The following is a 26,023-nucleotide window of genomic DNA, read 5'->3' as shown; positions in this document are numbered from 1 at the left end:
GGGTGGCGAGGCTGATTCGGGGTGGGTGCGGCACGCTGAGGGGATGCTCGGGGCGGCAGGGGCTGGCCCCTGGGCGGATCTGTCCGCGTGGCCGCCGCAGGGCGCGCTGAGCGTGGATATCTCCGATGCTTATGCGCGGTTGGCCGAACGTGGCTATGAGTACGGGCAGGCGTTTCGCGGATTGAGGTCGTTGTGGCGCCGTGGTGAGGAGTTGTTCGCCGAGGTCGGGGTGCCCCAGGACGCTGGGGTAGATGTGGGCGGGTTTGGGTTGCATCCGGCGGTATTCGACACGGCACTTCATGCAATGGCGGCGGCTGCTGATGAAGGGGACCTGACGGTTCCGTTTGTCTGGGAGCGGGTGTCGTTGCATGCGGCCGGGGCGGGGGTGCTGCGGGCGCGGATCGCGCCGGTGGGGGCTGGGGCGGTGTCGGTGGAGTTGGCCGACGGTGCGGGTGGGCCGGTGTTGTCGGTGGGCGCGCTGACCACCGGCCCGCTATCGGCTGAACAGTTGGAATCGGCGGCGGCCGCTGGCGGTGGCCGGTCTGGTCGGTTGTTCAAGCCGCAGGGTCCACGGCGGCGTTCGGTGGTCTCGGACCGCGATGCGGCGGTTTCGCGGTCGGCATTAGAGCAGCGATGGGCCGAACTCTCCGATGAACAGCAACGATCGATGCTTCTACAGCTGGTAAATTCCCATGCCGCAACCGTCTTAGGTGCTGATCCCGCCGCCATCGAAGCCGACCGCGTGTTTCAGGATCGGGGTTTTGATTCCCTGACCGCCATCGAGCTGCGCAAGCGGCTGCAGACCGCGACCGGGCTGGCGTTATCACCTACCGTCGTTTTCGACCATTCCACACCGGCCGCCCTCACCCAGCACCTGTGGGAAGAAATCACCAGAACGATTCAAGAGAATCCAGGTGCGCTCACCTTGCTCCCTGCGCCGGCGGTCGACCAGGTGAAATCCCACATCGGGGGACAGGTTTCAGGCAGATTCAAGCCGTTGGTGCCGGTTGCGCGACGCGCAGTGGTTCCGTTGTCGTTTGCGCAGAGCCGCCTGTGGTTCATCGATCAATTCGAGGGGCCCTCACCCACCTACAACATAGCGTTCGCTTTGCGGTTGCGCGGCGCACTCGATGCCGATGCGTTAGCCGCGGCGTTGACCGATGTGGTCGGCCGTCACGAGAGCCTACGCACCGTGTTCCCGGCCGTCGAGGGAATACCGCAGCAAGTGATTGTGCCCGCCGTGTGGGCAGATTTCGGCTGGGATCTCGTCGACGCGACCGGATGGCCGGCAAGTCAACTGCGCCAGGCTGCGGACTCCGCGGCGCGGTACTCGTTCAATCTGGCAACCGAAATCCCGCTGCGTGCAACACTTTTTGCCGTCGCCGACGGGCACCACCTGCTGGTGCTCACTGTGCACCATATCGCCGCGGATGGCTGGTCGTTCACCCCCTTGTTCGCCGATTTGGGTGCCGCCTACGCCAGTCGGTGCGCCGGGAAGGCTCCGAGCTGGGTGGAATTGCCGGTGCAGTATGTCGATTACACACTCTGGCAGCGGGAAACCCTAGGCGATCTGGCGGACGACCACAGCCCCATCGCCATCCAGCTGGCCTATTGGGAGCATGCACTGGCCGGGATGCCCGAACGCCTTGAGCTTCCCACCGATCGGCCCTATCCGCTGGTTGAAGATCACCGCGGCGGCAATGTCGCTTTTGATTGGCCGGCGGGACTGCAGGAGCGGGTGGCCGGTGTTGCTCGCGAGCACGACGCGACCAGCTTCATGGTTGTCCAGGCGGCCCTGGCCGTGCTGCTGTCAAAGGTGAGCGCGAGCACCGATATCGCGGTGGGCTTCTCGACCGCTGGTCGCGGTGACAGCGCGCTGGATGGTCTGGTGGGTTTCTTCGTCAACACTCTGGTGCTGCGTACCGACGTGGCCGGTGATCCCACCTTCACCGAACTCCTCGCCCAGGTGCGAGAGCGCTGCCTGGCGGCCTACCAACATCAAGACGTGCCCTTTGAGCTGCTCGTCGAACGGCTGCACCCGGCCAGATCGATGACCCATTCACCGTTGATCCAGGTGATGTTGACCTGGCAGAACTTCGCCCGGCAGATCGATGAGCCCGGAGCCGGGTTGGTCCTGGGTGATTTGGAGGTGACTTTGACACCAGGGGACACCCAAACCGCCCGGATGGACCTCGTTTTCGTTCTCACTGAGCGCTGGACGAGCGCTGGTGAGCCCGCCGGCATTGTCGGGGGGGTGGAATTTCGCACCGACGTTTTCGATGCCGCCAGCATCGAGGCGCTCATCGACCGATTTGAGCGCGTGCTGGCGGCGATGACCGCTGATCCGGGGCGGCGGTTGTCGTCGGTGGATCTGCTCGATTCCGATGAGCACGCGCAGTTGGATCTGTGGGGTAACAGTGCGGTGCTGTCAGCTGCTTCGGCGGCACCGTTGTCGATTCCGCAAATTTTCTCCGCGCTGGTGGAGAGCAACCCGTCAGCAGTGGCACTGACTTGTGGGGGGCACTCGTGGAGCTACCGCGAGCTTGATGTGGCGGCCAACCGCTTGGCACACCTACTGGCCGGCCACGGCGCGCGGCCGGGTGAGTGCGTTGCACTGTTATTTGAGCGTTCCGCCCAGGCCATCATTGCGATCCTGGCGGTTGTGAAGACCGGCGCGGCCTACCTGCCCATCGACCCGGCGCTGCCGCCCGCCAGGGTCGCGTTCATGATCGAGGATGCGGGGCCGGTGGCCGCTGTCACCACCGCCAGTGTGCGTCCGCAGCTGGACGGGCACGACCTGGCGGTGATCGATGTCGAGGACCCCATGATCGACACCCTTCCGGGCACCGGTTTGGCTCACCACTCAGGGGAGCCGGCCGCCGACGACATCGCGTACATCATCTACACCTCGGGTACAACTGGCATTCCCAAGGGTGTGGCCGTCAGCCACGGCAGCGTGACCCAGCTGTTCGAATCACCGCCCGCCGGCCTGCCACCAGGACCGGAGCAGGTGTGGTCGCAGTGGCATCCGTATAGCTTCGACTTCTCGGTGTGGGAGATCTGGGGTGCGCTGTTGAGTGGCGGGCGGCTGGTTGTGGTGCCCGAGTCGGTGGTGCGGTCGGCGTCCGAGTTTCACGCCCTCCTGGTCGCCGAACATGTCAACGTCTTGAGTCAGACCCCTTCGGCTCTGGGCATGTTATCGCCTGAGGAGTTGGACTCGGTGGCGGTGGTGGTGGCTGGGGAGGCGTGCTCGGCCGAGCTGGCGGACCGGTGGGCGCCCGGGCGGGTGATGATCAATGCCTACTGAGACAACGGTTTTTGCCACTTGGACCGCGTCACTGACGGCGAATGCGGGGGCGCCGCCAATCGGTTCGGCGGTGCCAAGGGCGGCGCTGTTCGTGCTGGACAGATGGCTGCGGCGAGTGCCGGTAGGCGTGGCCGGAGAACTGTACGTCGCGGGCATCTTGCTGGGTAGCGGGTATGTGCGTCGGGCGGGCTTGACGGCGTCCAGGTTTGTGGCCTGCCCGTTCGGCGGCGCGGGAGCGGCGGGGGAACGTATGTACCGCACCGGGGACTTGGTGCGCTGGCGCCGCGATGGGCAGCTGGAGTTTCTTGGGCGCACTGATGAGCAGGTCAAGATCCGTGGGTACCGCATCGAACTGGGCGAGGTGGCCGCCGCGCTGGAAAACCTCCCGGGGGTGGGGCAGGCGGTGGTCATTGCCCGTGAGGACCGCCCCGGCGACAAGCGTTTGGTCGGCTATGTCACCGGGGTCACCGAGACCGCGGATGGCGAGGGGATCCGCAAAGCACTGGCCGCCCGACTGCCCGAGTACATGGTGCCGACGGCTGTGGTGGTGTTGGAGGACTTGCCGCTGACCCTTAACGGCAAACTCGACAAGCGGGCCCTGCCGGCGCCGGAATACCGCGATCGCGGCTACCGGGCCCCTTCCACTCCGGTCGAGGAGATCCTTGCCGACATCTACGCCCGGGTGCTGGGGGTGGACAGCGTAGGTGTCGATGCCTCATTTTTCGACCTCGGTGGCGACAGCATTTCGTCGATACAGGTGGTGGCACAGGCCCGTGCCGCCGGTGTCGTGTGCAAGCCGCGCGACATCTTTGTCGAGCAGACTGTTGCCGGAGTGGCCCGGGTCGCCGATTTCATGCGTGGTGAGGGCGAGGTCACTGACGAGGCCATCGGGCAGGTGTTGCCCACGCCGGCCATGTGCTGGCTGGCAAGTGTCGACGGCCCGGTCGAGCAGTTCAGCCAGACGATGATTGTGCAGGCTCCTGCGGGAGTGACCGTCAACGACGCAGTGATCGTGCTCCAGGCCGTGTTGGATCGGCACGCGATGCTGCGGATGCGGATAGATGACTACGATGCCGGAGGTTGGCAGTGGTTTGCCACCGAACCGGGTTCGGTGGATGCGAACAAATGCCTGCAGCCGGTTGAGGTGTTGTCCGACCATGCCCTGCTGCAGGCCCGGTCCCGGTTGGATCCGGCCGCCGGGGTGATGTTGAGCGCCCTCTGGGTTGCCCCCGCCGCTCAGCTGGTGCTGGTCATTCATCGCGTGGCCGTCGACGCGCTGTCCTGGCAGATATTGCTGGACGACCTCAATGTCGCCTGGGGGCAGCGGCGCGACAAGCGGGAAGTGGCGTTGCCGGTGACGGGGACGTCGTATCGCCGGTGGGCATCGCTGCTGCGTGAGTACGCGCGCGAACCCGCGGTCGTGGACCAGGCGGGCGTATGGCGGCGGATGCTGCCGGCTCGGCCGGCGCTGCCCGCGGTGAGCCCTGCGGTGGATAGGTTGGCTACCGCCGGGCAGTTGTCGGTGATGCTGGGGGCGGAGCCGTCCCGCTTGCTGCTCGATGAGGTGCCGGCGGCGTTTCATACCGGGACGCAAGACATCCTGTTGATCGCGTTCGCCCTGGCGTGGGCGCATTTCGAGGACAATTCCGCCGAGCCGATCTGCATCGACGTCGAGGGCCATGGGCGCCGCGAGGAACTGTTTCCGGGTACTGACCTGTCGCACACGGTGGGGTGCTTCACCGCCAGCCACCCGGTGGCGGTGGTCGTGGGCGCCATCAGCTGGGAGCAGGTGGTGGCCGGCGAGGCGGCATTAGGGGCGGTAGTCAAGGACATCAAAGAGCAGCTTCGAGCTCATCCCGACGGCTTGACGTACGGCTTGTTGCGCTACCTCAACACGCGCGTTGAGCTCACCGGATCCGACCCACAGCTCGGCTTCAGTTACCTGGGACATCTGGCACCCGCCGCGGTTTCGGCGGAAGGTGATCGGTGGCGGATCGGCGACGGAGGCTTGTCGTTGGCCGCTACGAATGCGACTGTGCCGATGCCGCTGCCGCACACCGTTGAAGTCTGCGCCCTCGCCTTCGATACCGACACCGACACCGACGCCGGAGCGCGGCTGCGCGCCGAATGGACGTGGACCTCGTCCGCACTTGATCGCACCCAGATCGCTCGGCTGAGCCAGCTGTGGTTTGACGCCCTGGGCGGTATCTGCGCTCACGTCCAACAAGGCGGGGGCGGGTTGACCCCATCCGACCTGCTGCCTGTCCACTTGAGTCAGCAGGAAGTCGACGAGTTGCAATCGCAATATCAGAGCGCCGACATTTTGCCGCTGACCCCGTTGCAGCAGGGACTGCTCTTCCACGCCAGTTGCGCGGAGTCTCCCGCGGATCTGGGTGACCTGTACGCGATGCAGCTCGGTATCAGTCTGGCCGGCCCGCTCGATCTCAACCGCCTACGCGATGCAGTCCATATGCTGTTCAGCCGCCATCCGCATCTGCTGGCCCGGTTCGTCTACCTGCGCTCGGGCGAGCCGGTGCAAATAGTTCAGGATGGTCCGGTAGTGCCGTGGCGTTACGTTGACCTGGCTACCGGCGATCTCGACTCCGACGAGCAGGTCGAGCGGCTCTGTGCCGCCGAGCGTGCCGCTGTCTGCGATGTGGCTCACCAGTCACCCAGTCGCGCTCTTCTGATCCGTGTCACAGCAGGGCAGCACCGGCTGGTGCTGACCAATCACCACATCGTGCTGGATGGCTGGTCGCTGCCGATCCTGCTGCGGGAACTATTCGCCATGTATAGCGGAGATGACCTGCCTGCTGTCAGCTCGTATCGCCGATTCCTCGGCTGGCTGGCGGAGCAGGATCACCCGGCCGCTCACGCTGCTTGGCGCAAGGTATTCGCCGGCTTTGAAGCCCCGACACTGGTCAGTCCGCCGGACCGGTCCGGGCTCGGGCAGCGAGACGTTCAATCATTCCGGGTGCCTGCCGAAACCACCTTGGCGCTTACCCACCTGGCACGGTCATGCCATACCACTGTCAGCACTGTGTTGGAGGGCGCCTGGGCGCAGGTGCTGACGTGGCTTACGGGCCACCAAGATGTCGCCTTCGGCATCGCGGTCTCGGGGCGGCCGGCCGAGTTGGCCAGCGTGGAATCGATGGTGGGCCTGATCATCAACACAGTGCCGGTGCGGGCGAGCATCACCGCGGCCACCACCACCGCAAGCCTTCTCGGCCAACTGCAACGCGACCACAACGACACCCTCGAGCACCAGCACCTGGCGTTGAGCGAGATTCACCGCATCACCGGCCAGGACGTGCTTTTCGATACCCTCTTCGCTTACGAGAATTTTCCGATCGACGCCGCCGTGCCGCTGAGCGCCCACGAACTGACCATCACCGACGTCACCAGCCACGTGGCCACCCACTACCCGCTGACGCTGCAGGCCATGCCAGGCCGGGAGATGGAACTTCGCGTCCAGTACCGCACCGACGTTTTCGCGGCGGCAAGCATCGAGGCGCTCATCGATGGGTTCAAGCGAGTACTGGCGGAAATGATCGCCGACCCCGGCCGACGGTTGTCGTCGGTAGACCTGCTCGACGCCGCTGAGCAGGCCCGGTTGGATTTGTGCAGCAACCGCGCGGTGCTCTCGGGCGCTTCCGCGGCACCGGTGTCGATTCCGAGGTTGTTCGCCGCGCAGGTGGAGCGCAGCCCGTCGGCAGTGGCGATTAGTTGTGGCGAATCTTCGCTGACCTACCTCGAGCTCGAGGAGGCGGCCAACCGGTTGGCGCACCGACTGTCCGATCACGGTGTAGGCCCGGGCGGGTGCGTGGCGCTGTTGTGTGAGCGCGGCGCAGACGCCATCGTGGCGGTCCTGGCAGTGCTCAAGACCGGGGCAGCCTACCTGCCCATCGACCCGACGCTGCCGCCGGCGCGGATCGCGTTCATGGTTGACGACGCCACCCCGGTCGCCGTCGTCGCCACCGCCGGGATGCGCGAGCGGCTACGCAGGCAAGACCTGCCGATCATCGACACCGATGACCCCAGAATCGCCACCTACCCGTGCACGGGCTTGCCCGCTCCGGCGCCAGACGATATCGCCTACATCATTTACACCTCCGGCACCACCGGGATCCCCAAAGGGGTTGCCATCACGCACCATAACGTCACCCAACTGATTGAGTCACTGGATTCGCACCTGCCCGTCGGCGGGGTGTGGGCACAGTTTCATTCGCACGGCTTCGACGTTTCGGTCTGGGAGATGTGGGGTGCCCTATTGCGTGGGGGGCGGCTCGTCCCGGTACCGGAAGCGGTGGCCCGCTCGCCGAAGGACTTTCATGCTTTGATGGTCTCCGAGCAGGTTGATGTCTTTTGCCAAAGCCCGACTGCTCTGGGGATGTTGTCACCGGAGGGCCTGGGACCGGCGGCATTGCTGATCGGTGTTGAGGCCTGCCCGTCGGAGTTGGTGGATCGCTGGGCGCCTGGACGCATGATGATCAACGGGTACGGCCCGACCGAAACCACGGTGTATGTGTCGGTGAGCGCACCGTTGGTTGCGGGTTCAGGTGTGCCGCCGATCGGTTCGCCTGTGGCGAGGGCGGCATTGTTCGTGCTGGATGCGTGGTTGCGGCCGTTGCCGACCGGGATGGTCGGAGAGTTGTACGTGGCAGGCGATGGGGTGGGCTCTGGGTATGTGCGCCGACCGGGGCTGACCGCGTCGCGGTTTGTGGCGTGTCCGTTCGGCGGCGCGGGAGCATCGGGGCTACGGATGTATCGCACGGGGGATCTGGTGCGATGGCGCGCTGATGGGCAGTTGGAGTATGTCGGGCGTGCCGACGAGCAGGTCAAGATCCGGGGTTACCGCATCGAACTAGGTGAGGTGACCGCCGCATTGGCCGGGCTCGACGGGGTGGATCAGGCGGTGGTGATAGCCCGCGAGGACCGCCACGGTGACAGGCGTCTGGTGGGCTACGTAACAGGGACGGTCGATGTGGCCGCGGCGCGTGCAGCGCTGGCCGAGCGATTGCCTGCATACCTGGTGCCCGCAGCCGTAGTGGTTGTGGAGGCTATGCCGTTGACCGTCAACGGCAAACTCGACAAGCGCGCACTTCCGGCCCCCAACTACGGTGACGCCGGCCTGTATCGGGCACCTGCCACGCCCACCGAGCAGGTCCTCGCCGACATCTACGCCAACGTACTGGGCTTGAACAGGGTCGGTGTCGATGAATCGTTCTTCGAACTCGGCGGTGATTCACTGCTGGGCATGAAGGCTGTCGCCGCGATCAACGCTTCCCTTGGCGCCCACCTTTCGATTCGCACCATGTTCGACGCGCCCTCGGTCCGAGGACTTAGTCAGCACTTGGGTAGACATGGCAGCTCGGTAGACATCGTTCCGATCGAGACGCTCAAGCGCGGTACCGGCGTTCCGTTGTTCTGTATTCATCCCGGTGGCGGGGTTGCCTGGGCGTACCGGGTCTTGGGCGATTACGTGGACGGTCCGATCATTGGCATTCAACAAGTCTTTGAACGTGAAGAAATTCAGCCTAGATCAATTCACGAGATGGCTGAAGTCTATGCGGAGCGGGTCAAGGCAAACTATCCCGACGGACCTTACAAACTTCTCGGCTGGTCTATGGGCGGTATGATCGCCCAGGAAATCGCGATTGAGCTTTCGCGCCAGGGATTCGAAGTCCAATGCCTGATACTCCTTGACGCCGTGCACTTTGCCGATTCGGGCACTTCAACGAGAAACCAGGCTACGGGCGATAATGGTGCTGTCAAAAATTATGCGCGTGAAATATTAGAACTTGGCCTGCCGGAAAATCGATTGGATCCAGCGGATTTAGGTGGCCAGCCAGGCGAAGAGCTAGGAAGCGACACTGGACCCGGACAGCTGTTGGAATTCGTGATCGAAAATCTCAAGAACGCTGAATCGCATCTGGCAGAGCACACGCCCGGCGTGTACGGTGGTAATGCAATCATCTTTTGGGCCGCGCAGAGTGCAGCCGATCGGAGTTGGTCGTTAAGGCAATGTTGGCGACCTTATATTGCGGGTGAAATTACAGAATTTTCGGTCGACTGCGCGCATGTCGACATGTTGACTACTGAAGCGCTCACTATGTACGGCGAACAGCTCAGGAAATTGTTAGCACCGATTTCCGAGATAGCCGGTTAGAAGGAAACCCGTGACTGTCTTGCCTGGTGCCCCCGCTGCCTCTTCGGCAATGTCCGCCCCGCTCGCAACGGTTGACCCCGAGATCGCGGACCTGTTGGACAAAGAACTTCGCCGTCAGCGTGGCACCCTGGAGATGATCGCCTCGGAGAACTTGGTCCCGCGCGCGGTGCTGCAAACGCAGGGGAGCGTGCTGACCAACAAGTACGCCGAGGGCCTTCCCGGCAAGCGTTATTACGGTGGGTGTGAGCACGTCGACGTGGTGGAGAACATCGCCCGCGACCGGGCTAAGGCGCTGTTCGGAGCCGATTTCGCCAACGTGCAGCCGCATTCCGGTGCCCAGGCGAACGCCGCGGTGTTGCATGCGCTGATGTCGCCGGGGGAGCGCCTGTTGGGCCTGGACCTCGCTAACGGTGGTCATCTGACCCACGGCATGCGACTGAACTTCTCCGGCAAGTTGTATGAGAACGGCTTCTACGGTGTGGATCCGACGACGCATTTGATCGACATGGATGTGGTGCGCGCTCAGGCGCTCGAGTTTCGGCCGAAGGTGATTGTGGCCGGTTGGTCGGCGTATCCGCGGATCCTCGACTTCGCGGCGTTCCGGTCGATCGCCGACGAGGTCGACGCCAAGTTGTGGGTGGACATGGCGCACTTCGCGGGCATGGTTGCCGCGAGATTGCACCCCTCCCCGGTGCCGCACGCGGATGCGGTGTCCACGACCGTCACCAAGACGCTCGGCGGTGCCCGTTCCGGCCTGATCCTGGGCAAACAGGAATTTGCCAAGGCCATCGACTCCGCGGTGTTCCCCGGCCAGCAGGGCGGCCCGATGATGCAGGTTATCGCCGCCAAGGCGGTCTCACTCAAGATCGCTGCGACACCAGAGTTCGCGCAACGTCAGCAGCGCACCCTGTCGGGCGCCAAGATCATCGCGGACCGCCTCATGGCCCCAGCTGTCGCCAAGGCGGGCATGTCAGTGGTCAGCGGCGGCACGGACGTCCACCTCGTGTTGGTCGACCTGCGTGACTCCCAGTTGGATGGCAAGGCGGCTCAGGATCTACTGGAGGAGATCGGCATCACCGTCAACCGCAACGCGGTGCCCAATGACCCACGGCCGCCGATGGTGACCTCTGGCCTGCGGGTGGGGACCTCGGCGCTCGCGACCCGCGGCTTCGGGGACGCCGAGTTCACCGAGGTAGCCGATATAATCGCCACCGCCCTGATGGCCGGCGCTGCGGCCGATCTGCATGCGCTGCGGCAGCGGGTGATAAGGCTGGCCAGCGAATACCCGCTCTACGAGGGACTCGAGGATTGGACGTTGGTCGGCGGATAGCTCGGTGACGACGCCCAGACGGCGCCTGAGGCCGCGCAAAGGGCCATCGCTACGCGAAGGGAACGTGTGACCCGCACCAACTCTCGGAGCCCCTGGTATGCGCTGTGCGCGATGCTGATCGGCGCCTTCATGATCATGGTCGACGCCACCGTCGTCACTGTCGCCAACCCGAGCATCATGATCGAACTGAACACCAACTACAGCATGGTGATTTGGGTTACCAGTGCCTACCTGCTGGCGTGTGCCGTCCCGCTGCTGTTGGCCGGCCGACTCGGCGACCGGTACGGCCCGAAGAACATCTATCTGATTGGCCTGGCATTATTCACCGGCGCCTCGCTATGGTGCGGCCTGTCGGGCGGAATCGAGATGCTGATCCCTGCTCGAGTTGCACAAGGTATCGGCGCCGCGCTGATGATCCCGCAAACCCTGTTGATGATCGTGCGAATCTTCCCGCCGCGGCGGCAGGGTTTGGCGTTCAGTGTGTGGGGTGCGACCGGAAGCGTCGCGAGCCTGGCCGGACCGTTGGCCGGCGGTGTGCTGGTCGACACGCTGGGCTGGGAATGGATTTTCTTCATCAATGTGCCGATCGGCATCGTCGGACTGGCGCTCGCGCTCCGGTTGATGCCGGTGCTACCCACCCACCCGCACCGCTTCGACCTGGTCGGGGTGGGGTTGTCGGGACTGGGCGTGTTCTTGATTGTTTTCGCGCTGCAACAAAGCCAGTCCGCTCGCTGGGCGCCCTGGATCTGGGTCTTGATCATTGTCGGGGTCGGTTTGACGGCGGTGTTCGTCTACTGGCAGTCGATCAACGCCCGGGAACCGCTGCTCCCGCTGGCGATCTTCAGCGACCGGAATTTCGCCGTGGCCAGCCTCGGAATGGCGGTCGGCTCGGTCGCGTCCACGGCGTCGATCGTGCCGGTGATGTTCTTCGCGCAAGAGGCGTGCGGCCTGTCGCCGACCCGCTCTGCATTGCTGACCGCGCCGATAGCGATCGTGGCTGCCCTGCTTGCCCCGGCTATTGGCAGCAGCAGTGACAGGATTCACCCACGGTGGGTGATTGGTTTCGCATTTTCAATGCTGGCGATCGCGCTGACCTGGCTCTCGATCGAGATGACCCCAGCTACACCGATCTGGCGGCTGGTGCCGCCGATCGCCGCGCTGGGCGTCGCGATGGCATGCCTATGGACGCCGTTAACTGCGACGGCCACCCGCAATCTTCCGGCACACCTGGCCGGCGCCGGATCGGGTGTGTTCATTGCGGCCCGCCAGCTCGGAATGGTGCTTGGCAGCGCCGGGATTGCGGCGTTCATACCATGGCGGATCGCAGCCGAGATGCCGTCGATTGGCGGCAGTCCGGGTCTGCGCACTGCGACCGCCGGCAAAGGCGCTGCCCTGCATGTGCCCGAGTCTTTGCGTGAACCTTTGGCCCTTGCGATGTCGCAATCCATGCTGTTGCCGGCGGCCATCGCGTTGTTGGGTGTTGGTGTGGCGCAGCTACTCACCGGCGTCGCCACTTCGACGGTTACCAGTCCATCGAGTTGAATACGCGCGGACGCCACCGTCACATGGTCGTGCGCCGCCGCGCTCGGTGATTGTCCAGTGGCGCAGAGCAGTTGGAGCGTTGCCCTCGACCGCGGCGGCACGCTGGCGGTGGCGGGCGTTCACCTCAGTGATATTCCGGCGCTCAACTACCAGCGTCATCTGTTTCAGGAGCGCCAGATCAGGTCGGTCACATCCAACACCCGGGCGGATGCCCGTGCCTTCCTGGACTTCGCCGGCCGCCATCACATCGAGGTCACCACACCGGAATACCCGCTGGCCGAAGCCGACCGCGCGTTGACCGACCTCAGTTCCGGCGAAATCGCCGGCGCCGCCGTGCTTTTGGTCTAGGTCGAAAGATGCCAGACCACCGCGGCGGCCAGGGCGCCGACGCCGTTCAGCGACCAGTGCAAGGCGATGGGCGCGATCAGGCTCCCGCTGCGCCGGCGCAGCCAACTGAACACGAACCCGGCGGCACCGGTGGCCAGCACGGCCATCGTCACGCCGGCCAGCATGCCGAACACCCCTCCGCCGAACAGGCGGGTGAAGCCGACGTTGTTGCTCGTCAGGCCCAGCGAGGTCGCGATGTGCCACAGCCCGAACAACAGCGAACCGGCCAGGGCCACCCCGCGGAAACCCCAGGCCCGGTGCAGCGCGCCATGCAGCACGCCGCGGAAAACGAGTTCCTCGGGAATCACCGTCTGCAGCGGGATGATGACCATCGAGGCGATCAGCGCGCCGGAGACGGTCGCATAGTGGTTGTTCAGGAACATCGGGCGAGTGGCCGGAAGCGCGACACCGACCGCGATCACCGACACCACCAGCGCCACGGCGGCCAGTGCATAGCCCATGCCGGACTTCCAGTGCTCGCGGCCGAGCCCGAGTTCGGCCCAGTCCAAACCGCGCCATCGAACCAGAAGTACCAGGCCGACGGCCGCCGCCGGGACCGTCGCGATGCTCGCCCAGGCCGTGGTGAAGTGCGCGACCAGATTCGTCAGCACCAGGACGGCCACCACCACCGCAATGTCAGCGTGGAGGCGCAACCGGTTCGCGGGGGGCTGGGCTTGGTCGGACATTTCCGCGAGTCTACCTGCGGGTGCGCTGCGCGACCTCGGCTTTGATTTCTGCTGAGAGCGCATCGGCCACCATGAGCCGGGGCAGTAGCTCCGGTTCGGACATGCGCGCCCGGAAGACGAGTCCGATGGTCACGTCATGGTCGGGACGATGCTCGACGGTGATGTCGTCGCCGGCGCGGACGGTTCCCGGTGAGAGCACCCGCAGGTAGGCGCCGGGGATGCCGGCCTGGGTGAACGTCTTGATCCAGCCGCGCTGCTGAAGCATCGCCGCGAAGGTGCGGCATGGCGTCCGCGGCGCGGAGACCTCCAAGACCGGGCCGTCGGTGCCGACGCGCCAGCGTTCGCCGATCCGGGACTCGGTGACGTCGATGCCATGGGTGGTCAGGTTCTCCCCGAACATTCCGTCGGAGAGCGTGCGCTTGAGCTGGGTTTCCCAGCCGTCGAGATCTTCGCGCGCATAAACGTAGACGGCTTGGTCGTCGCCGCCGTGGAACTTCGGGTTGCCAACTGAGTCGCCGGCCAGACCGCTGCCGGCTTTGCCCGGTGCCTGCACCATGACGGCGCCGTCGGTGGGGACCTTGTAAATGCCGGTCACCTTGGACTGCGCGCGCGGATCGGGATTGGTCCGGGGTTGAGCCACGTTGACGGACAACACTTTCGGCATCGGAAAAGGGTAGCGAGACCGCGGCAGCGCCGTGCGGCCGCCATGACAAGCGCGGGCCTCGACGGACAATTTCTCTGCCTCGGTGTTCCCGCCGGCCGATCTCGATGAGGCTGGCTCGTGGCGAGCGGCCGCGCTCATGTGCGATCAGCCGATACACCCATTGCGATCGGTTAATATGACGGCATCGCACAGGGTAGACGTCCGGAGGGCGTTTCGTGGTGCGGAACATAGGTCGGGGTGTGCCTTGGTAGCCATTCATTTCATCTCGGGTCTGCCGCGTTCGGGCTCGACGTTGCTGGCCGCGTTGTTGCGACAAAACCCGCGGTTCCAGGCGGGAATGTCGGGTCCGCTGGCCGGCCTGTTCGGCGCCCTGCTCGACGAAATGAGCGGGCGCAACGAGTTTTCGATGTTCATCGACGATGCCAAGCGCGAGCGCATCCTGCGCGGGTTGTTCGACGATTTCTATGCGGACTCCACCGCCGAGGTGGTCTTTGACACCAACCGCGGCTGGTGTGCGTGGATGCCCGCGATTGCCCGGCTGTTTCCCGAGGCGAAAGTGATTGCCTGCGTGCGTGAACTGCAGTGGGTGGTGGACAGCATCGAGCGGTTGATTCAACGCAACGTCTTTAGCCCGTCGTCGATCTTCAACTACAGCGCCGGCGGGACGGTCTATAGCCGTGCCACGAGTGTGGTGGCGCCCGATGGCATGGTCGGTGGCCCCTACGATGCCCTGCGGCAGGCATGCTATGGCGCGCAACGGGATCGGATTCTGTTGCTGCAGTACGAAACCCTGAGCACCGACCCGGCCAAGGCGATGCGGGCCATCTACACGTTTCTCGGTGAGCCGGTTTTCGAGCATGCCTTCAGCCACGTCGAGTACGACGTCACCGAGTTCGACGAGCGCGCCGGGACACCGGGGCTGCACACCGTGCGCCCCACCGTCGCGGCCGAACCGCGCGAGCCGTTGCTACCGCCGGATCTGTTCGACCGCTTCATCCACGACGCCTTCTGGCGCGACCCGGAGAGGATTCCCGCCGGGCTGAGGGTCGTGTGAGGTTTGTTCTCTCTTGAAGAGCGAACAGCGGCGTCGCGTGTGGCGCGCGTTTCCGCGCAGTCGCTCGCACCGGCCCACCTGGAGCGACCGGGCATCCACATCGCCTGACCAGCCCGCACATGGGCTCGGAGACTGTCCCAGGTGCGTTCATCCCATGCTCGGCAGCGGCAGCCTGATGCCTCGCGCCGAGCAGTCGCAGCACCGTATGACGGTTGGCGTTTCGATCAGCGGCGAACTATCACGGCACATTCGCGCCGGGTGTACCGATAACGACCGCTCCCGTCGCGTCGGGGGGAGCTATGAGGTCGGCGGCCCCGCCGTTGCCGCCGGTGTTGCCTGCGCCGGTGCCGCTACCGCCATTGCCGCCGGTGCCGGTGCTGGTGGTGATGGTGCCGACGCCGTTTGCGGTGAAGGTGGATCCCCCGCCGGTGCCGCCGGTGCCGTCGGTGATGCCGTCACCGCCGCCCCCGCCGGTGGTGGCGCTGCTGGTGACGGTGCCGCCCCCGGTGGCGTCGATGCGGGCGGAGCCTCCGATTCCGCCGATGCCGCCGCCGCTGCCGGCCCCGCCGACCCCGCCGGTCGCGGAGCCAGTAGTGATGGAGCTGCCCGCGCCGTTAGCGAAGATGTTGGCAGCGCCTCCGTAGCCGCCGCGGCCGTTGGTGGTGCCCGCACCCCCGTAGCCGCCGGTGGCCGTGCCAGTGACGGTCCCGCTATAAGCTCTGATCCTGGCGTAACTTCCGCGGCCGCCGTAGCCGCCGGTGGTGCCCGCGCCCCCGTAGCCACCGGTGACGGTGCCGCTGGCGGAGCTGCCCGCACCGTAAGACCGGATCAAGGCGGCGCCGCCGAAGCCGCCGCGGCCGCCGTCCCCCGCGCCCCCGAAGCCGCCGGTGGCCGTGCCAGTGGCGGTGCTGCCGGGATTAGCACTGATGCTGGCGTAATTTCCGCCGCCGCCGTAGCCGCCGCTGGTGCCCGCGCCCCCGTAGCCGCCGGTGACGACGATGCCGCTGGCGGAGCTGCCCGCGCCGCTAGCGGAAGCGAAGGCGGCGCCGCCGGTGCCGCCGCGGCCGTTGGTGGTGCCCGCACCCCCGAAGCCGCCGGTGGCCGTGCCAGTGGCGGTGCCGCCGCCATAAGTGCCGATCCGGGCTTGGCCTCCGTAGCCGCCGCGGCCGCCGGTGGTGCCCGCGCCCCCGACCCCGCCGATGGCGGTGCCGCTGGTGGAGCTGCCTGGATTCTGGGCAAAGAGGTAGCCGGAACCGCCGGCACCGCCGCGGCCACCGGTGGTGCCCGCACCCCCGACGCCGCCGATGGCCGTGCCAGTGATGCTGCCGCCCCCGTTGGCGCTGATCAGTGCCGTGCCTCCGCGGCCGCCGCTGGCGTCGTTGGTGCCGCCGGCCCCGCCGACCCCGCCGGTGGCGGTACCGCTAGCGGAGCTGCCGACACCGGTGGCGGCGAGGGTAGCGTTGCCTCCGGAGCCGCCTGTCCCGCCCGCGGCCACGGTGGTACCGGCGCCGCCGACGCCGCCGTCACCACCGGTGGCGGTACCGCTGGTAATGCCACCGCCGGTGGCTAGCACCCTGGCGCTCCCGCCGCCACCACCGCCGCCACCGCCGTAGCCCGGCCCGCCGCTACTGGGTGCGGCGCCCGCGCCGCCGGCCCCGCCGGCGCCAGCGGTCGCACCGGTACCGACAGCCCCGCCGCCGCCGCCCTGGCCGCCGTCCCCGCCGGCACCGTCGGTGCCGCCGATGCCGCCAGAAAGGCCGCCCCTGCCGCCGGTACCGCCAGCCGCGCCCCCGGTCGCGGGGGTGCCGACGCCGCCCAGGCCGCCGGTGCCGCCCCTGCCGCCGTCACCGGCGCCGCCTGTGGCACCAGCGGACCCGAAGAATCCGCCGGAGCCGCCGGCCCCGCCGACGCCACCGGTGCCGCCCTCACCGCCATTACCGCCGGTACCGGCCGCGGAGAACTGCGTGGCCGGGGCGCCCTGCGCGCCTGTGCCACCCACGCCGCCGTCCCCGCCGGCCCCGCCGGCCCCGCCGTCCGCGAACAGCCCGACCCCGTGGCCACCGACGCCACCGACCCCGCCGGGGCCGCTCCGGCCGGCAGACGCGCCGGGCGCGGCCATCGGGTCGGCGGCCGCGTCATAGCCGGGTCCGCCCTGCCCGCCGGCACCACCGGCGCCCGCGGCTCCAAACAGCTGATAGCTGGTGCCGCCGGCCCCGCCATGACCGCCCGCACCGGCCGCCGCAGTGGGCGAACCGGCCGCACCCAGTCCGCCGAGACCACCGGACCCACCGCAGCCGAGGAGTAGCCCGCCGGCACCACCGTTGCCTCCAGTACCCCCGGCTGCGCCGCTGCCCGCATAGGCGGTCCCGCCGGACCCGCCGTGACCGCCGCTGCCGAACAAGAACGCCGACCCACCGGCCCCACCACTGCCACCGGCGGGACTGGTGGCCGTACCCGGCGTGCCCGACCCGCCATTGCCGCCATCGCCCCACAACCATCCACCGGACCCACCGGCCTGCCCAGTGCCCGGCGCCCCATTGGTGCCCGCCCCAAACAGCGGGCGCCCCGTGAACTGCTGGACCGGCGCGTTGACGGCGTCTTGCACCCCCGAGGCCGCAGACCCGGCCGCTTGCAGCGGCGACGCGCTGGCGGCCTCCGCGGCCGCATACAAGAACCCACCGCCATTCAGCGTCTGCACGAACTGGTCATGAAACAGCGACACCTGCGCGCCCAGCGATTGGAACTGCTGGGCGTAACCACCAAACAGCTTCGCGATCGCCGCCGACACTTCATCCTCAGCCGCCGCCATAATCGACGTCGTCGATCCCTCCGCCGCCACATGGGCCGCCCTGATCGACGACCCCAGGCTGGTCAAGCTGGAAGATGCTGCGGAAAACTCGTCGGGCGCGGCGAACACAAAAGAAGACACGCTAACCTCCACAACGAGCGGGCGGCCCATGTCCGAGATAACTCTCAGGACCGTGTCGCGACGCTACGCCCGCCCGCCCGAATCATTGCCGCACCTCTATGAACTGATGACACAAGTCCCGTGCTCTAGGGGCTTAAGTCACACCCCCCAAAGGCCAGCAAATGGCCCGCGGCAAACACCGCGACGTTGAACGCCCCAACAGAATCGCGACGGGCAATCCCCTCACCAATCCCACGCGTCCCAACGCAGCCCTTGAGCGAAACCCCGTACTGACGGGGCTCACTCCGCCTGCCAGGTCCACCCCGAGATCTGCGGGTCGTCCTCGCCGTGCTCGCGGGTGTAGTGGCGGGCCGACAGGCGCGCATCGACCATCCGCTGGCGCAGCCCGGCCGCGCTGCTGGCCAAACCGTCCACCCGATCGATCACATCGATCACCAGGTGGAAACGGTCCAGGTCGTTGAGCATCACCATGTCGAAAGGTGTTGTCGTAGTGCCACGTTCCTTGAAACCGCGCACATGCATGTGTTGGTGGCCGACCCGGCGATAGGTCAAGCGATGGATCAGCCACGGGTAGCCGTGATAGGCGAAGATCACCGGCTTGTCCTGGGTGAACAACGCGTCGTATTCCTTGTCGGGCAGGCCATGTGGGTGTTCTGAATCCGGCTGAAGACGCATCAGGTCCACCACGTTGACCACCCGCACGGCCAAGTCCGGCAGTTCTCGTCGCAAAATGTCGGCGGCCGCCAGGACCTCCAGCGTGGGAATGTCGCCGGCGCAGCCCAGCACCACGTCGGGGTCACCGGTCGCGGTACTGGCCCACGGCCAGATCCCGAGGCCCCGGGTGCAGTGCAGGACCGCTTCGTTCATCGACAGGTAGGAAAGCGCCGGTTGTTTCCCGGCGACGATGACGTTGATGTAGTTGCGGCTGCGCAGGCAGTGGTCGGCCACCGAGAGGAGCGTGTTGCCGTCCGGCGGCAGGTACACCCGCGTCACCTCGGCGCGCTTGTTGGCGACCAGGTCGATGAAGCCGGGGTCTTGATGCGAGGCGCCGTTGTGGTCCTGGCGCCACACGTGGGAGCTCAACAGGTAGTTCAGCGACGCGATCGGCCGCCGCCACGGCAACTCGCGACTGGTGGAGAGCCACTTGGCGTGCTGGTTGAACATCGAGTCGACGATGTGCACGAACGCCTCGTAGCAGTTGAACAGCCCATGCCGGCCGGTCAGCAGGTAACCCTCCAGCCAGCCTTGGCACAGGTGCTCGGACAGCACCTCCATCACTCGGCCGTCCGGCGCGAGGTGGTCGTCGTCGGGTCCCGTCGCCGAAAGCCACACCCGGTCAGTGGCTTCGAACACCGCATCGAGCCGGTTGGAGGCCGTCTCGTCGGGCCCCATCAACCGAAAGCGGTCGGGGTTGCGCTTGATGACGTCACGCAGGAACGTGCCCAGCACCCGGGTGGCCTCGTGCGTCGCGGCCGCGGGCCGCTCCACCGGCACGGCGTAGTCGCGGAAGTCGGGCAGGTCCAGGTCGTGCAGCAGCACGCCGCCGTTGGCGTGCGGGTTCGCGCTCATCCGCCGATTGCCTTGCGGTGCAATCGCTTTCAGCTCCGGTCGCAACCTGCCGTCGCCGTCGAACAGCTCCTCGGGCCGGTAACTGTGCAGCCATTCTTCGAGTTGCGCGCGGTGCTCCGGGTTTTCGTGGGTGGCGGCCAGCGGGACCTGGTGTGCGCGCCAGGTGCCCTCCACCTGATGCCCGTCGACCACCTTGGGACCGGTCCAGCCCTTGGGGGTGCGCAACACGATCATCGGCCACGCCGGCCGCTCGGTTGCCGAACCCGAGCGCGCCGCACGCTGGATCGCCGCAATGTCGTCGAAGGCATCGTCCAGGGCGGCGGCCAGCTGCCGGTGCACGCTGGCCGGGTCGTCCCCGGCCACGGTGATCGGCCGGTAGCCGTATCCACGCATCAACGATTCGAGCTCGGCCTCCGGAATGCGCGCCAGCACCGTCGGATTGGCGATCTTGTACCCGTTGAGGTGCAGGATCGGCAGCACCGCACCGTCGACTGCGGGATTGAGAAACTTGTTGGAATGCCAGCTGGCGGCCAACGGGCCGGTCTCCGCCTCACCATCGCCCACCACGCAGGCGACCACCAGGTCGGGATTGTCGAACGCTGCGCCGTACGCGTGCACCAGGGCGTATCCGAGTTCGCCTCCTTCGTGGATGGACCCCGGCGTCTGCGCGGCCACATGACTGGGGATGCCGCCGGGGAAGGAGAACTGCCGGAACAGCTTTCGCAGGCCGTCGGTGTCCTCTTCGATGCCGGTGTACACCTCGCTGTAGGTGCCTTCGAGGTAGGCGTTGGCCACCAGTCCGGGTCCGCCATGGCCCGGTCCGGTGATGTAGATGACGTTGGCGTCGCGATTGCGGATGATGCGGTTGAGGTGGGCGTAGACGAGGTTGAGCCCAGGCGTGGTGCCCCAGTGTCCGAGCAGCCTGGGTTTGACGTGATCCGCGGCCAGGGGTTCGGCGAGCAACGGGTTGTCCAGCAGATAGATCTGACCGACCGAGAGATAGTTGGCGGCTCGCCAGTAGGCGTGGATCAGTTCCAGTTCGTCATCGGTAAGGGTCGCGGGCGCGGTCTCTGGACTCATTGAGCTCATCTACCCGATTGTCGAGGCCTCAAATGAACACCAGGTAGTTGCTCACTCCTCCCCGCGGGCGCGGGCCTCATAGGCCCGGCGTTTTTCCACGTCGATCTGATCGGTGAAGACGTGATCGCCGCCGATCATCCGATTCAATGCCTCGGCGGCACGGCGCGGCCAGAACTTCTGCGACGTGACCATGGCCCCGGCGATCTTCGTGATCCGCACCCGCGGCCTGGGCTGCGCGATCAACCCGACGATGGCGTCCGCGATCTCGGCCGGCTCGGCGTTGCGGAATCCCTTCATCCCGGAAGTACCCGAGACGAGTTCGGTATTGACGAACGTCGGCAGCACCGAGGAGAAATGTACGCCGGCAGAACGATATTCGAGCCGCGCCGAGTCGGTGAAACCAAGCACCGCATGCTTGCTGGCGACATAGGTGGCCAGCCCGACGATGTGCATTTCGCCGGCCAGTGAGGCGACGTTGATGACATGCCCATGCCCGCGGGGGACCATGCGCTGAGCCGCCAACTTGCTACCCAGGATCACGCCGTAGACGTTGATGTCGAGAATGCGGCGAGTGACGGCGTCGGGCTCGTCGATGATCCGCCCCACCGGCATGATGCCGGCATTGTTGACCAGCACGTCGATGGGCCCGAGCTGTCGTTCGACCTGATCCAGGAAATCCGCGAACGAATTCGCATCGGTGACATCGAGCTTGCCGTACACCTCGAGGCCCAGGTCAGCACCGGACTCCTTGACCGTCGCTTCGTCGATGTCGCCGATCGCGACTTTGGCACCCAGCTTGTGCAGTGCGGTTGCCGTCGCCAGCCCGATGCCCCGCGCGCCGCCGGTGATCACTACCACCTTGCCCGCGACTCTCAACCCGACCGATCCCGAATCTGTCATGGCAGACACGTTAGGCGGCTGGATACTGCAACGATGACGGAGGTGCGTGACGCCGTCCCGGCAGATGCGTACCGGGTGGCCGAGGTCCACGTGCGGTCCTGGCGGTCGGCATACCGGGGCCTGCTCGACCAGGACTACCTGGACGGCCTCACGGCCGAGGCATGGGCGTCCCGGTACGACTTCGGGCGGGTGGGCCTGCGGGTCCCGTCCACGCTGGTCGCCGTGCGCGACGACACCGTCTGCGGCTTTGCCAGTGTCGGTCTGTGCCGGGACGATGACCTCGCCGATCTCGGTGAGCTCATGGCGCTCTACGTCGATCCGCACCATTTGCGTACGGGCACTGGACGTTTGCTGATTGACGCTGCCCGGGCACGGTTGGCCGCCCGTGGCTTCACCGGTGCCGTCGTGTGGGTCCTGCGGGATAACCACCGGGCACGACGGTTCTACGAACGCGACGGCTGGCATTCCGACGGGATCCGGCGCACCCGGGTCTACGGCGGCCGGCCGGTGGAGGAGGTGCGGTACCGGCGCACGCTGGGTTGGCTACGGTGATGCCATGCCCGCAAAGCTCCTCGATGCGGTCCGCGTGGTGGACTTGTCGGTAGGTGACGCCGACGCGGTCACCCGCCTGCTGGCCGATCTGGGCGCGGACGTTCTCAAGGTCGAGCCGCCTGGCGGCAGCCCCGCCCGCGCCACACTGCCGACACTGGCCGGCACCGCCATCGGATTCGCGGTGCACAACGCCAACAAACGCAGCACGGTCCTGGACCCTGACCACGACGGCGACCGTCGGCGACTGCATGATCTGATCGCCACGGCCGACATCCTCGTCGACACCGGCCAGGTCGGCGCCTACGACACATCCGGGGCCGAACTGGCCGACCGCTATCCGCACCTGGTGGTGCTGTCGATCAGCGATTTCGGCGCGACCGGCCCGCGTTCGTCCTGGCGCGCGACCGACGCGGTGCTGTATGCCATGTCGGGGTCGCTGTCGCGTACCGGCCCCACGGTAGGCACTCCGGTACTACCGCCGACGGGGATTGCCTCGGCGACCGCGGCGGCGCAGGCGGCGTGGGCAGCCCTGGCCGCCTATTACAACCGATTGCGTTGCGGCACAGGTGATTACATCGACTTCTCGCGCTTCGACGCAGTGGTCATGGCGCTGGACCCGGCGTTCGGAGCGCACGGGCAGGCCGCCGCCGGCGTCCGCAGCGGCAGTCGCTGGCGCGGTCGGCCCAAAAACCAGGACGCCTACCCGATCTATCCGTGCCAGGACGGCTATGTGCGACTGTGCGTCATGGCGCCGCGCCAATGGCGCGGGCTGCGCCGCTGGTTGGGGGAGCCGGAGGACTTCCAGGACCCCAAGTACGAGGCCATCGGCGCACGTTTCGCCGCGTGGCCGCAGATCAGCGTCCTGGTGGAGGCGATGTTCGCCGGCAAGACGATGAAGGAGTTGGTGACCGCCGGCCAGGCGCACGGGGTGCCCATCGCTGCGGTGCTGACCCCCGCCCGGATTTTAGCGTCCGAGCACTTCCAGGAGGTCGGGGCGATCACCGACGCCGAATTGGTGCCCGGTGTGCATACTCAGGTGCCCACCGGCTATTTCGTCGTCGACGGGGAGCACTGCGGCTTCCGGACACCCGCGCCGGCCGTCGGGCGCGACGAACCCCGCTGGCTGGCCGAGCCCACGCCGGTACCGGCACCGTCGGGCGAGGTGGGCGGCTACCCGTTGCAGGGTCTGCGGGTCCTGGACCTGGGCATCATCGTCGCCGGCGGCGAGCTGGGCCGGTTGTTCGGCGACCTGGGCGCCGACGTCATCAAGGTCGAGTCCGCCGAATATCCCGACGGCCTGCGGCAGGCCCGGGCCGGCGACGCGATGAGCGAATCGTTCGCCTGGACCCACCGCAACCACCGCGCCCTGGGCATCGACCTGCGCAACGCGAAAGGAAAGGAGATCTTCTCGCGTCTGGTGAAAGAGGCCGACGCGGTGTTCGCCAACTTCAAGCCGGGAACCCTTGCCTCCCTTGGCTTTGACTACGACACGCTGACCGCGCTCAACCCCCGAATCGTGCTGGCGGGCAGCAGCGCGTTCGGCAACACGGGTCCGTGGAGCACCCGGCTGGGGTACGGCCCGTTGGTGCGGGCGACGACGGGCGCCACCCGCGCGTGGACATCCGGTGACGCCCCCGCCGAGGGCGCCCGGCACGCCTTCTACGACGCGACGACGATCTTCCCCGACCATGTCGTGGGCCGCATCGCCGCCATCCTGGCCCTGGCCGCGCTGATCCGCCGCGACCGCGACGGCGGAGGCGCTGTTCAAGGCGCCCATGTGCACATCTCGCAGGCCGAGGTCGTCGTCAACCAACTCGACACGTTGTTCGTCACCGAGGCCACGCTTGCCGCGGGCGTCGCAGACGTCCACCCCGACACCAGCGTGCACGCCGTCTGCCCGTGTGCCGGCGATGACGAATGGTGTGTGGTGTCAATCCAGTCCGACGCTGAATGGGATTGCGTGGCAGCATTTTTGGGGGAATCAGACCGCACCGAACTCATTGCGGCGCTCAAGCGGTGGACCAGCACCCGCACACCGCTGCAGGCGGCCCAGGCTCTGCAGGACGTGGGCGTGGCGGCCGGCCCGATGCACCGGCCGCCGGACCTCCTGGAGGATCCGCAACTGATCGATCGAAAGCTGTTCAGCGACATGACACATCCGCTCATCGCGCGGGTCCTGCCCGCCGAAACCGGACCGGCGCCGTTTCGCCATATCCCACCGGCCCCGCAACGCCCGGCGCCACAGCCCGGCCAGGACACCCGGGCGATCTGCGAACAACTGCTCGGGATGAGTCCGGACGACGTCGAGGGGTTGATCGAGAAGGGCGTACTGTTCGCACCGGAGGCGCAGGAGGCAAAACCATGACATCTTCGCCCGCACGGTTTTTCGTGGACGGCCGGTTCCGCACCGCGGACGACGCCGAACCGGTGGTGGAAGCGGCGACCGGCGAGCCACTCGGCGCAGGTGCCGTCGTCAGCGAATCCGACATCGACGCCGCCGTTGCCGCCGCGCGCCGGGCCTTGCCGGACTGGCATGGCAGTTCACCCGAACACCGCGCCGGAATCCTGAACGCGATGGCCGACGCGCTCAAGGCGCGCGCCAAGGAAACCAGTGAACTGGTGACCCGCGAAAACGGCATGCCCATCCGGCTGTCGCGCGGCGCCAACGGCGCATTCCCGGCGCTGCTGCTGCGGTATTACGCGCAACTGGTCACCGAGGTTCCGGTCGAGGAGATCCGGCCGAGCATGACCGGGCACACCATCGTGCGCCGTGAGGCCGTCGGAGTGGTCGGCGCGATCGTGCCGTGGAACTACCCGCAGGCGCTGGCGGCGATGAAAGTGGCGCCCGCGCTGGCCGCGGGTTGCCCGGTGGTGCTCAAGGCCTCACCCGAAACCGCTTTGGATGCCCTGGTTTTCGCTGAGGCTGCGGTCGAGGCCGGGCTACCGCCCGGGGTACTGAACGTGGTGTCGGGTGGACCGGCTGTCGGCGCCTACCTGGTGTCGCATCCCGGTGTGGACAAGGTCGCGTTCACCGGTTCGACGGCCACCGGACGGCTGGTCGCCGAGACCTGCGGACGCCTGATGCGGCCGGTGACCCTGGAGTTGGGCGGCAAGTCCGCGGCGATCATCCTCGACGACGCCGACCTGGACGCGACGATGGGCGGACTGCGCAACGCCTCCTTCGTCAACAACGGTCAGACCTGCCATCTGAGCTCACGCATCCTGGCGCCGAGATCCCGTTACGACGAGATCGTCGACGCCGTCGCGGCGCTGGCCGAGAGCATGGCGGTGGGTGATCCGCTGGATCCGGGCACCGAGATCGGCCCGCTGGTCAGCTCGCGGCAACGCGAGCGGGTGCTGGGCTATATCGACGTCGGCAAGAACAGCAGCGCCAGGTTGGTCGCCGGCGGATCGGTTCCCCAGGAGCAACCGCGCGGCTGGTTCGTGGCGCCGACGGTGTTCGCCGACGTCGACAACTCCGACCGGCTGGCGCGCGAGGAGATCTTCGGCCCGGTGCTGACCATCAGCGCCTACGACAGCGACGACGAGGCGATCGCCCTGGCCAACGACACCGAGTTCGGCCTGGCAGGCACCGTCTGGTCGACCGACGTCGACCGGGCGACCACGGTCGCGCGGGCCGTGCACACCGGCACCATCGGGGTCAACGACTACGCCCTCGACGTACGCGCTCCTTTCGGGGGAGTCAAGGCCAGCGGGATGGGACGCGAGCTGGGTCCCGAGGGCCTCGAGGCGTACCGGACGCTGAAGTCGATCTACCGGACGGGACCGGCCTAGCGCCGGTCGAGGGTGACGCTGGCGTCACACTCGTGGCCCTTCTGCGCGCTCATTCCCAC

The 26,023-nt window shown here is 67.0% G+C and carries 10 protein-coding genes and 4 pseudogenes; 9 read left to right on the top strand and 5 right to left on the bottom strand.

The features are described 5' to 3' along the window. Nucleotides 1-43 precede the first annotated feature (43 nt). The 5 genes and pseudogenes from AC5Y7D_RS22365 to AC5Y7D_RS22345 form a co-directional block, all read left to right on the top strand. Nucleotides 44-499, top strand: a pseudogene (locus AC5Y7D_RS22365) (polyketide synthase dehydratase domain-containing protein); the annotation flags it as partial. A 198-nt stretch (nt 500-697) separates the two neighbouring features. Further along, nucleotides 698-9,476 (top strand): annotated as a pseudogene (locus AC5Y7D_RS22360) (amino acid adenylation domain-containing protein); the annotation flags it as partial. Between the two features lie 49 nt (nt 9,477-9,525). After that, the gene (gene glyA, locus AC5Y7D_RS22355) at nt 9,526-10,806 is read left to right on the top strand and encodes a serine hydroxymethyltransferase (RefSeq protein WP_499927793.1); all 1,281 of its coding nucleotides are present in this window, start codon (nt 9,526-9,528) and stop codon (nt 10,804-10,806) included. 111 nt (nt 10,807-10,917) lie between these two features. Then, nucleotides 10,918-12,318 (top strand): annotated as a pseudogene (locus AC5Y7D_RS22350) (DHA2 family efflux MFS transporter permease subunit); the annotation flags it as partial. Nucleotides 12,319-12,429: 111 nt separating this feature from the next. Further along, a pseudogene (locus AC5Y7D_RS22345) lies at nt 12,430-12,696 on the top strand (alcohol dehydrogenase); the annotation flags it as partial. Here AC5Y7D_RS22345 and AC5Y7D_RS22340 read toward each other — a convergent pair. Continuing rightward, nucleotides 12,693-13,421 carry a CPBP family intramembrane glutamic endopeptidase gene (locus AC5Y7D_RS22340; protein WP_499927791.1) on the bottom strand — a complete coding sequence of 243 codons (729 nt, stop codon included), beginning with the start codon at nt 13,419-13,421 and terminating at the stop codon, nt 12,693-12,695. The pseudogene AC5Y7D_RS22345 and the gene AC5Y7D_RS22340 sit on opposite strands and share 4 nt — an antisense overlap. Before the next feature lie 10 nt (nt 13,422-13,431). Further along, entirely contained in the window at nt 13,432-14,085 is a 654-nt protein-coding gene (locus AC5Y7D_RS22335; RefSeq protein ID WP_499927789.1) for an MOSC domain-containing protein, read from the bottom strand. 175 nt (nt 14,086-14,260) lie between these two features. Between AC5Y7D_RS22335 and AC5Y7D_RS22330 the strand changes: the two genes are divergently transcribed. Further along, complete coding sequence (locus AC5Y7D_RS22330; RefSeq protein WP_499927787.1) at nt 14,261-15,139, top strand: sulfotransferase family protein; 879 nt, start codon at nt 14,261-14,263, stop codon at nt 15,137-15,139. 238 nt (nt 15,140-15,377) lie between these two features. On the opposite strand, the gene AC5Y7D_RS22325 is transcribed toward AC5Y7D_RS22330, so the two are convergent. From AC5Y7D_RS22325 to AC5Y7D_RS22315, 3 genes are all read right to left on the bottom strand, one after another. Next, nucleotides 15,378-18,068 carry a PE family protein gene (locus tag AC5Y7D_RS22325; protein ID WP_499927785.1) on the bottom strand — a complete coding sequence of 897 codons (2,691 nt, stop codon included), beginning with the start codon at nt 18,066-18,068 and terminating at the stop codon, nt 15,378-15,380. Between the two features lie 279 nt (nt 18,069-18,347). Beyond that, nucleotides 18,348-20,726, bottom strand: coding sequence for a phosphoketolase family protein (locus AC5Y7D_RS22320; protein ID WP_499927783.1), 2,379 nt, complete (start codon nt 20,724-20,726; stop codon nt 18,348-18,350). Between the two features lie 42 nt (nt 20,727-20,768). Further along, nucleotides 20,769-21,617, bottom strand: a complete 849-nt coding sequence (locus tag AC5Y7D_RS22315; RefSeq protein WP_499927782.1) for an SDR family oxidoreductase — start codon at nt 21,615-21,617, stop codon at nt 20,769-20,771. Between the two features lie 33 nt (nt 21,618-21,650). Between AC5Y7D_RS22315 and AC5Y7D_RS22310 the strand changes: the two genes are divergently transcribed. Genes AC5Y7D_RS22310 through AC5Y7D_RS22300 form a run of 3 tightly spaced genes read left to right on the top strand, consistent with a single transcriptional unit; the run spans nt 21,651 to nt 25,964 of the window. Further along, the gene (locus tag AC5Y7D_RS22310) at nt 21,651-22,169 is read left to right on the top strand and encodes a GNAT family N-acetyltransferase (protein WP_499927780.1); all 519 of its coding nucleotides are present in this window, start codon (nt 21,651-21,653) and stop codon (nt 22,167-22,169) included. 4 nt (nt 22,170-22,173) lie between these two features. Beyond that, a complete protein-coding gene (locus tag AC5Y7D_RS22305; RefSeq protein ID WP_499927778.1) occupies nt 22,174-24,534 on the top strand; it encodes a CaiB/BaiF CoA-transferase family protein in 2,361 nt (786 codons plus the stop codon). After that, entirely contained in the window at nt 24,531-25,964 is a 1,434-nt protein-coding gene (locus AC5Y7D_RS22300) for an aldehyde dehydrogenase (protein ID WP_499927777.1), read from the top strand. Before AC5Y7D_RS22305 ends, AC5Y7D_RS22300 begins: the two co-directional genes overlap by 4 nt. Nucleotides 25,965-26,023 lie beyond the last annotated feature (59 nt).

Source organism: Mycobacterium sp. NGS49 (genome assembly GCF_059812565.1).
The sequence above is the reverse complement of the archived record's forward strand: the minus strand, read 5'-3'. Positions and strand labels throughout refer to the sequence as shown.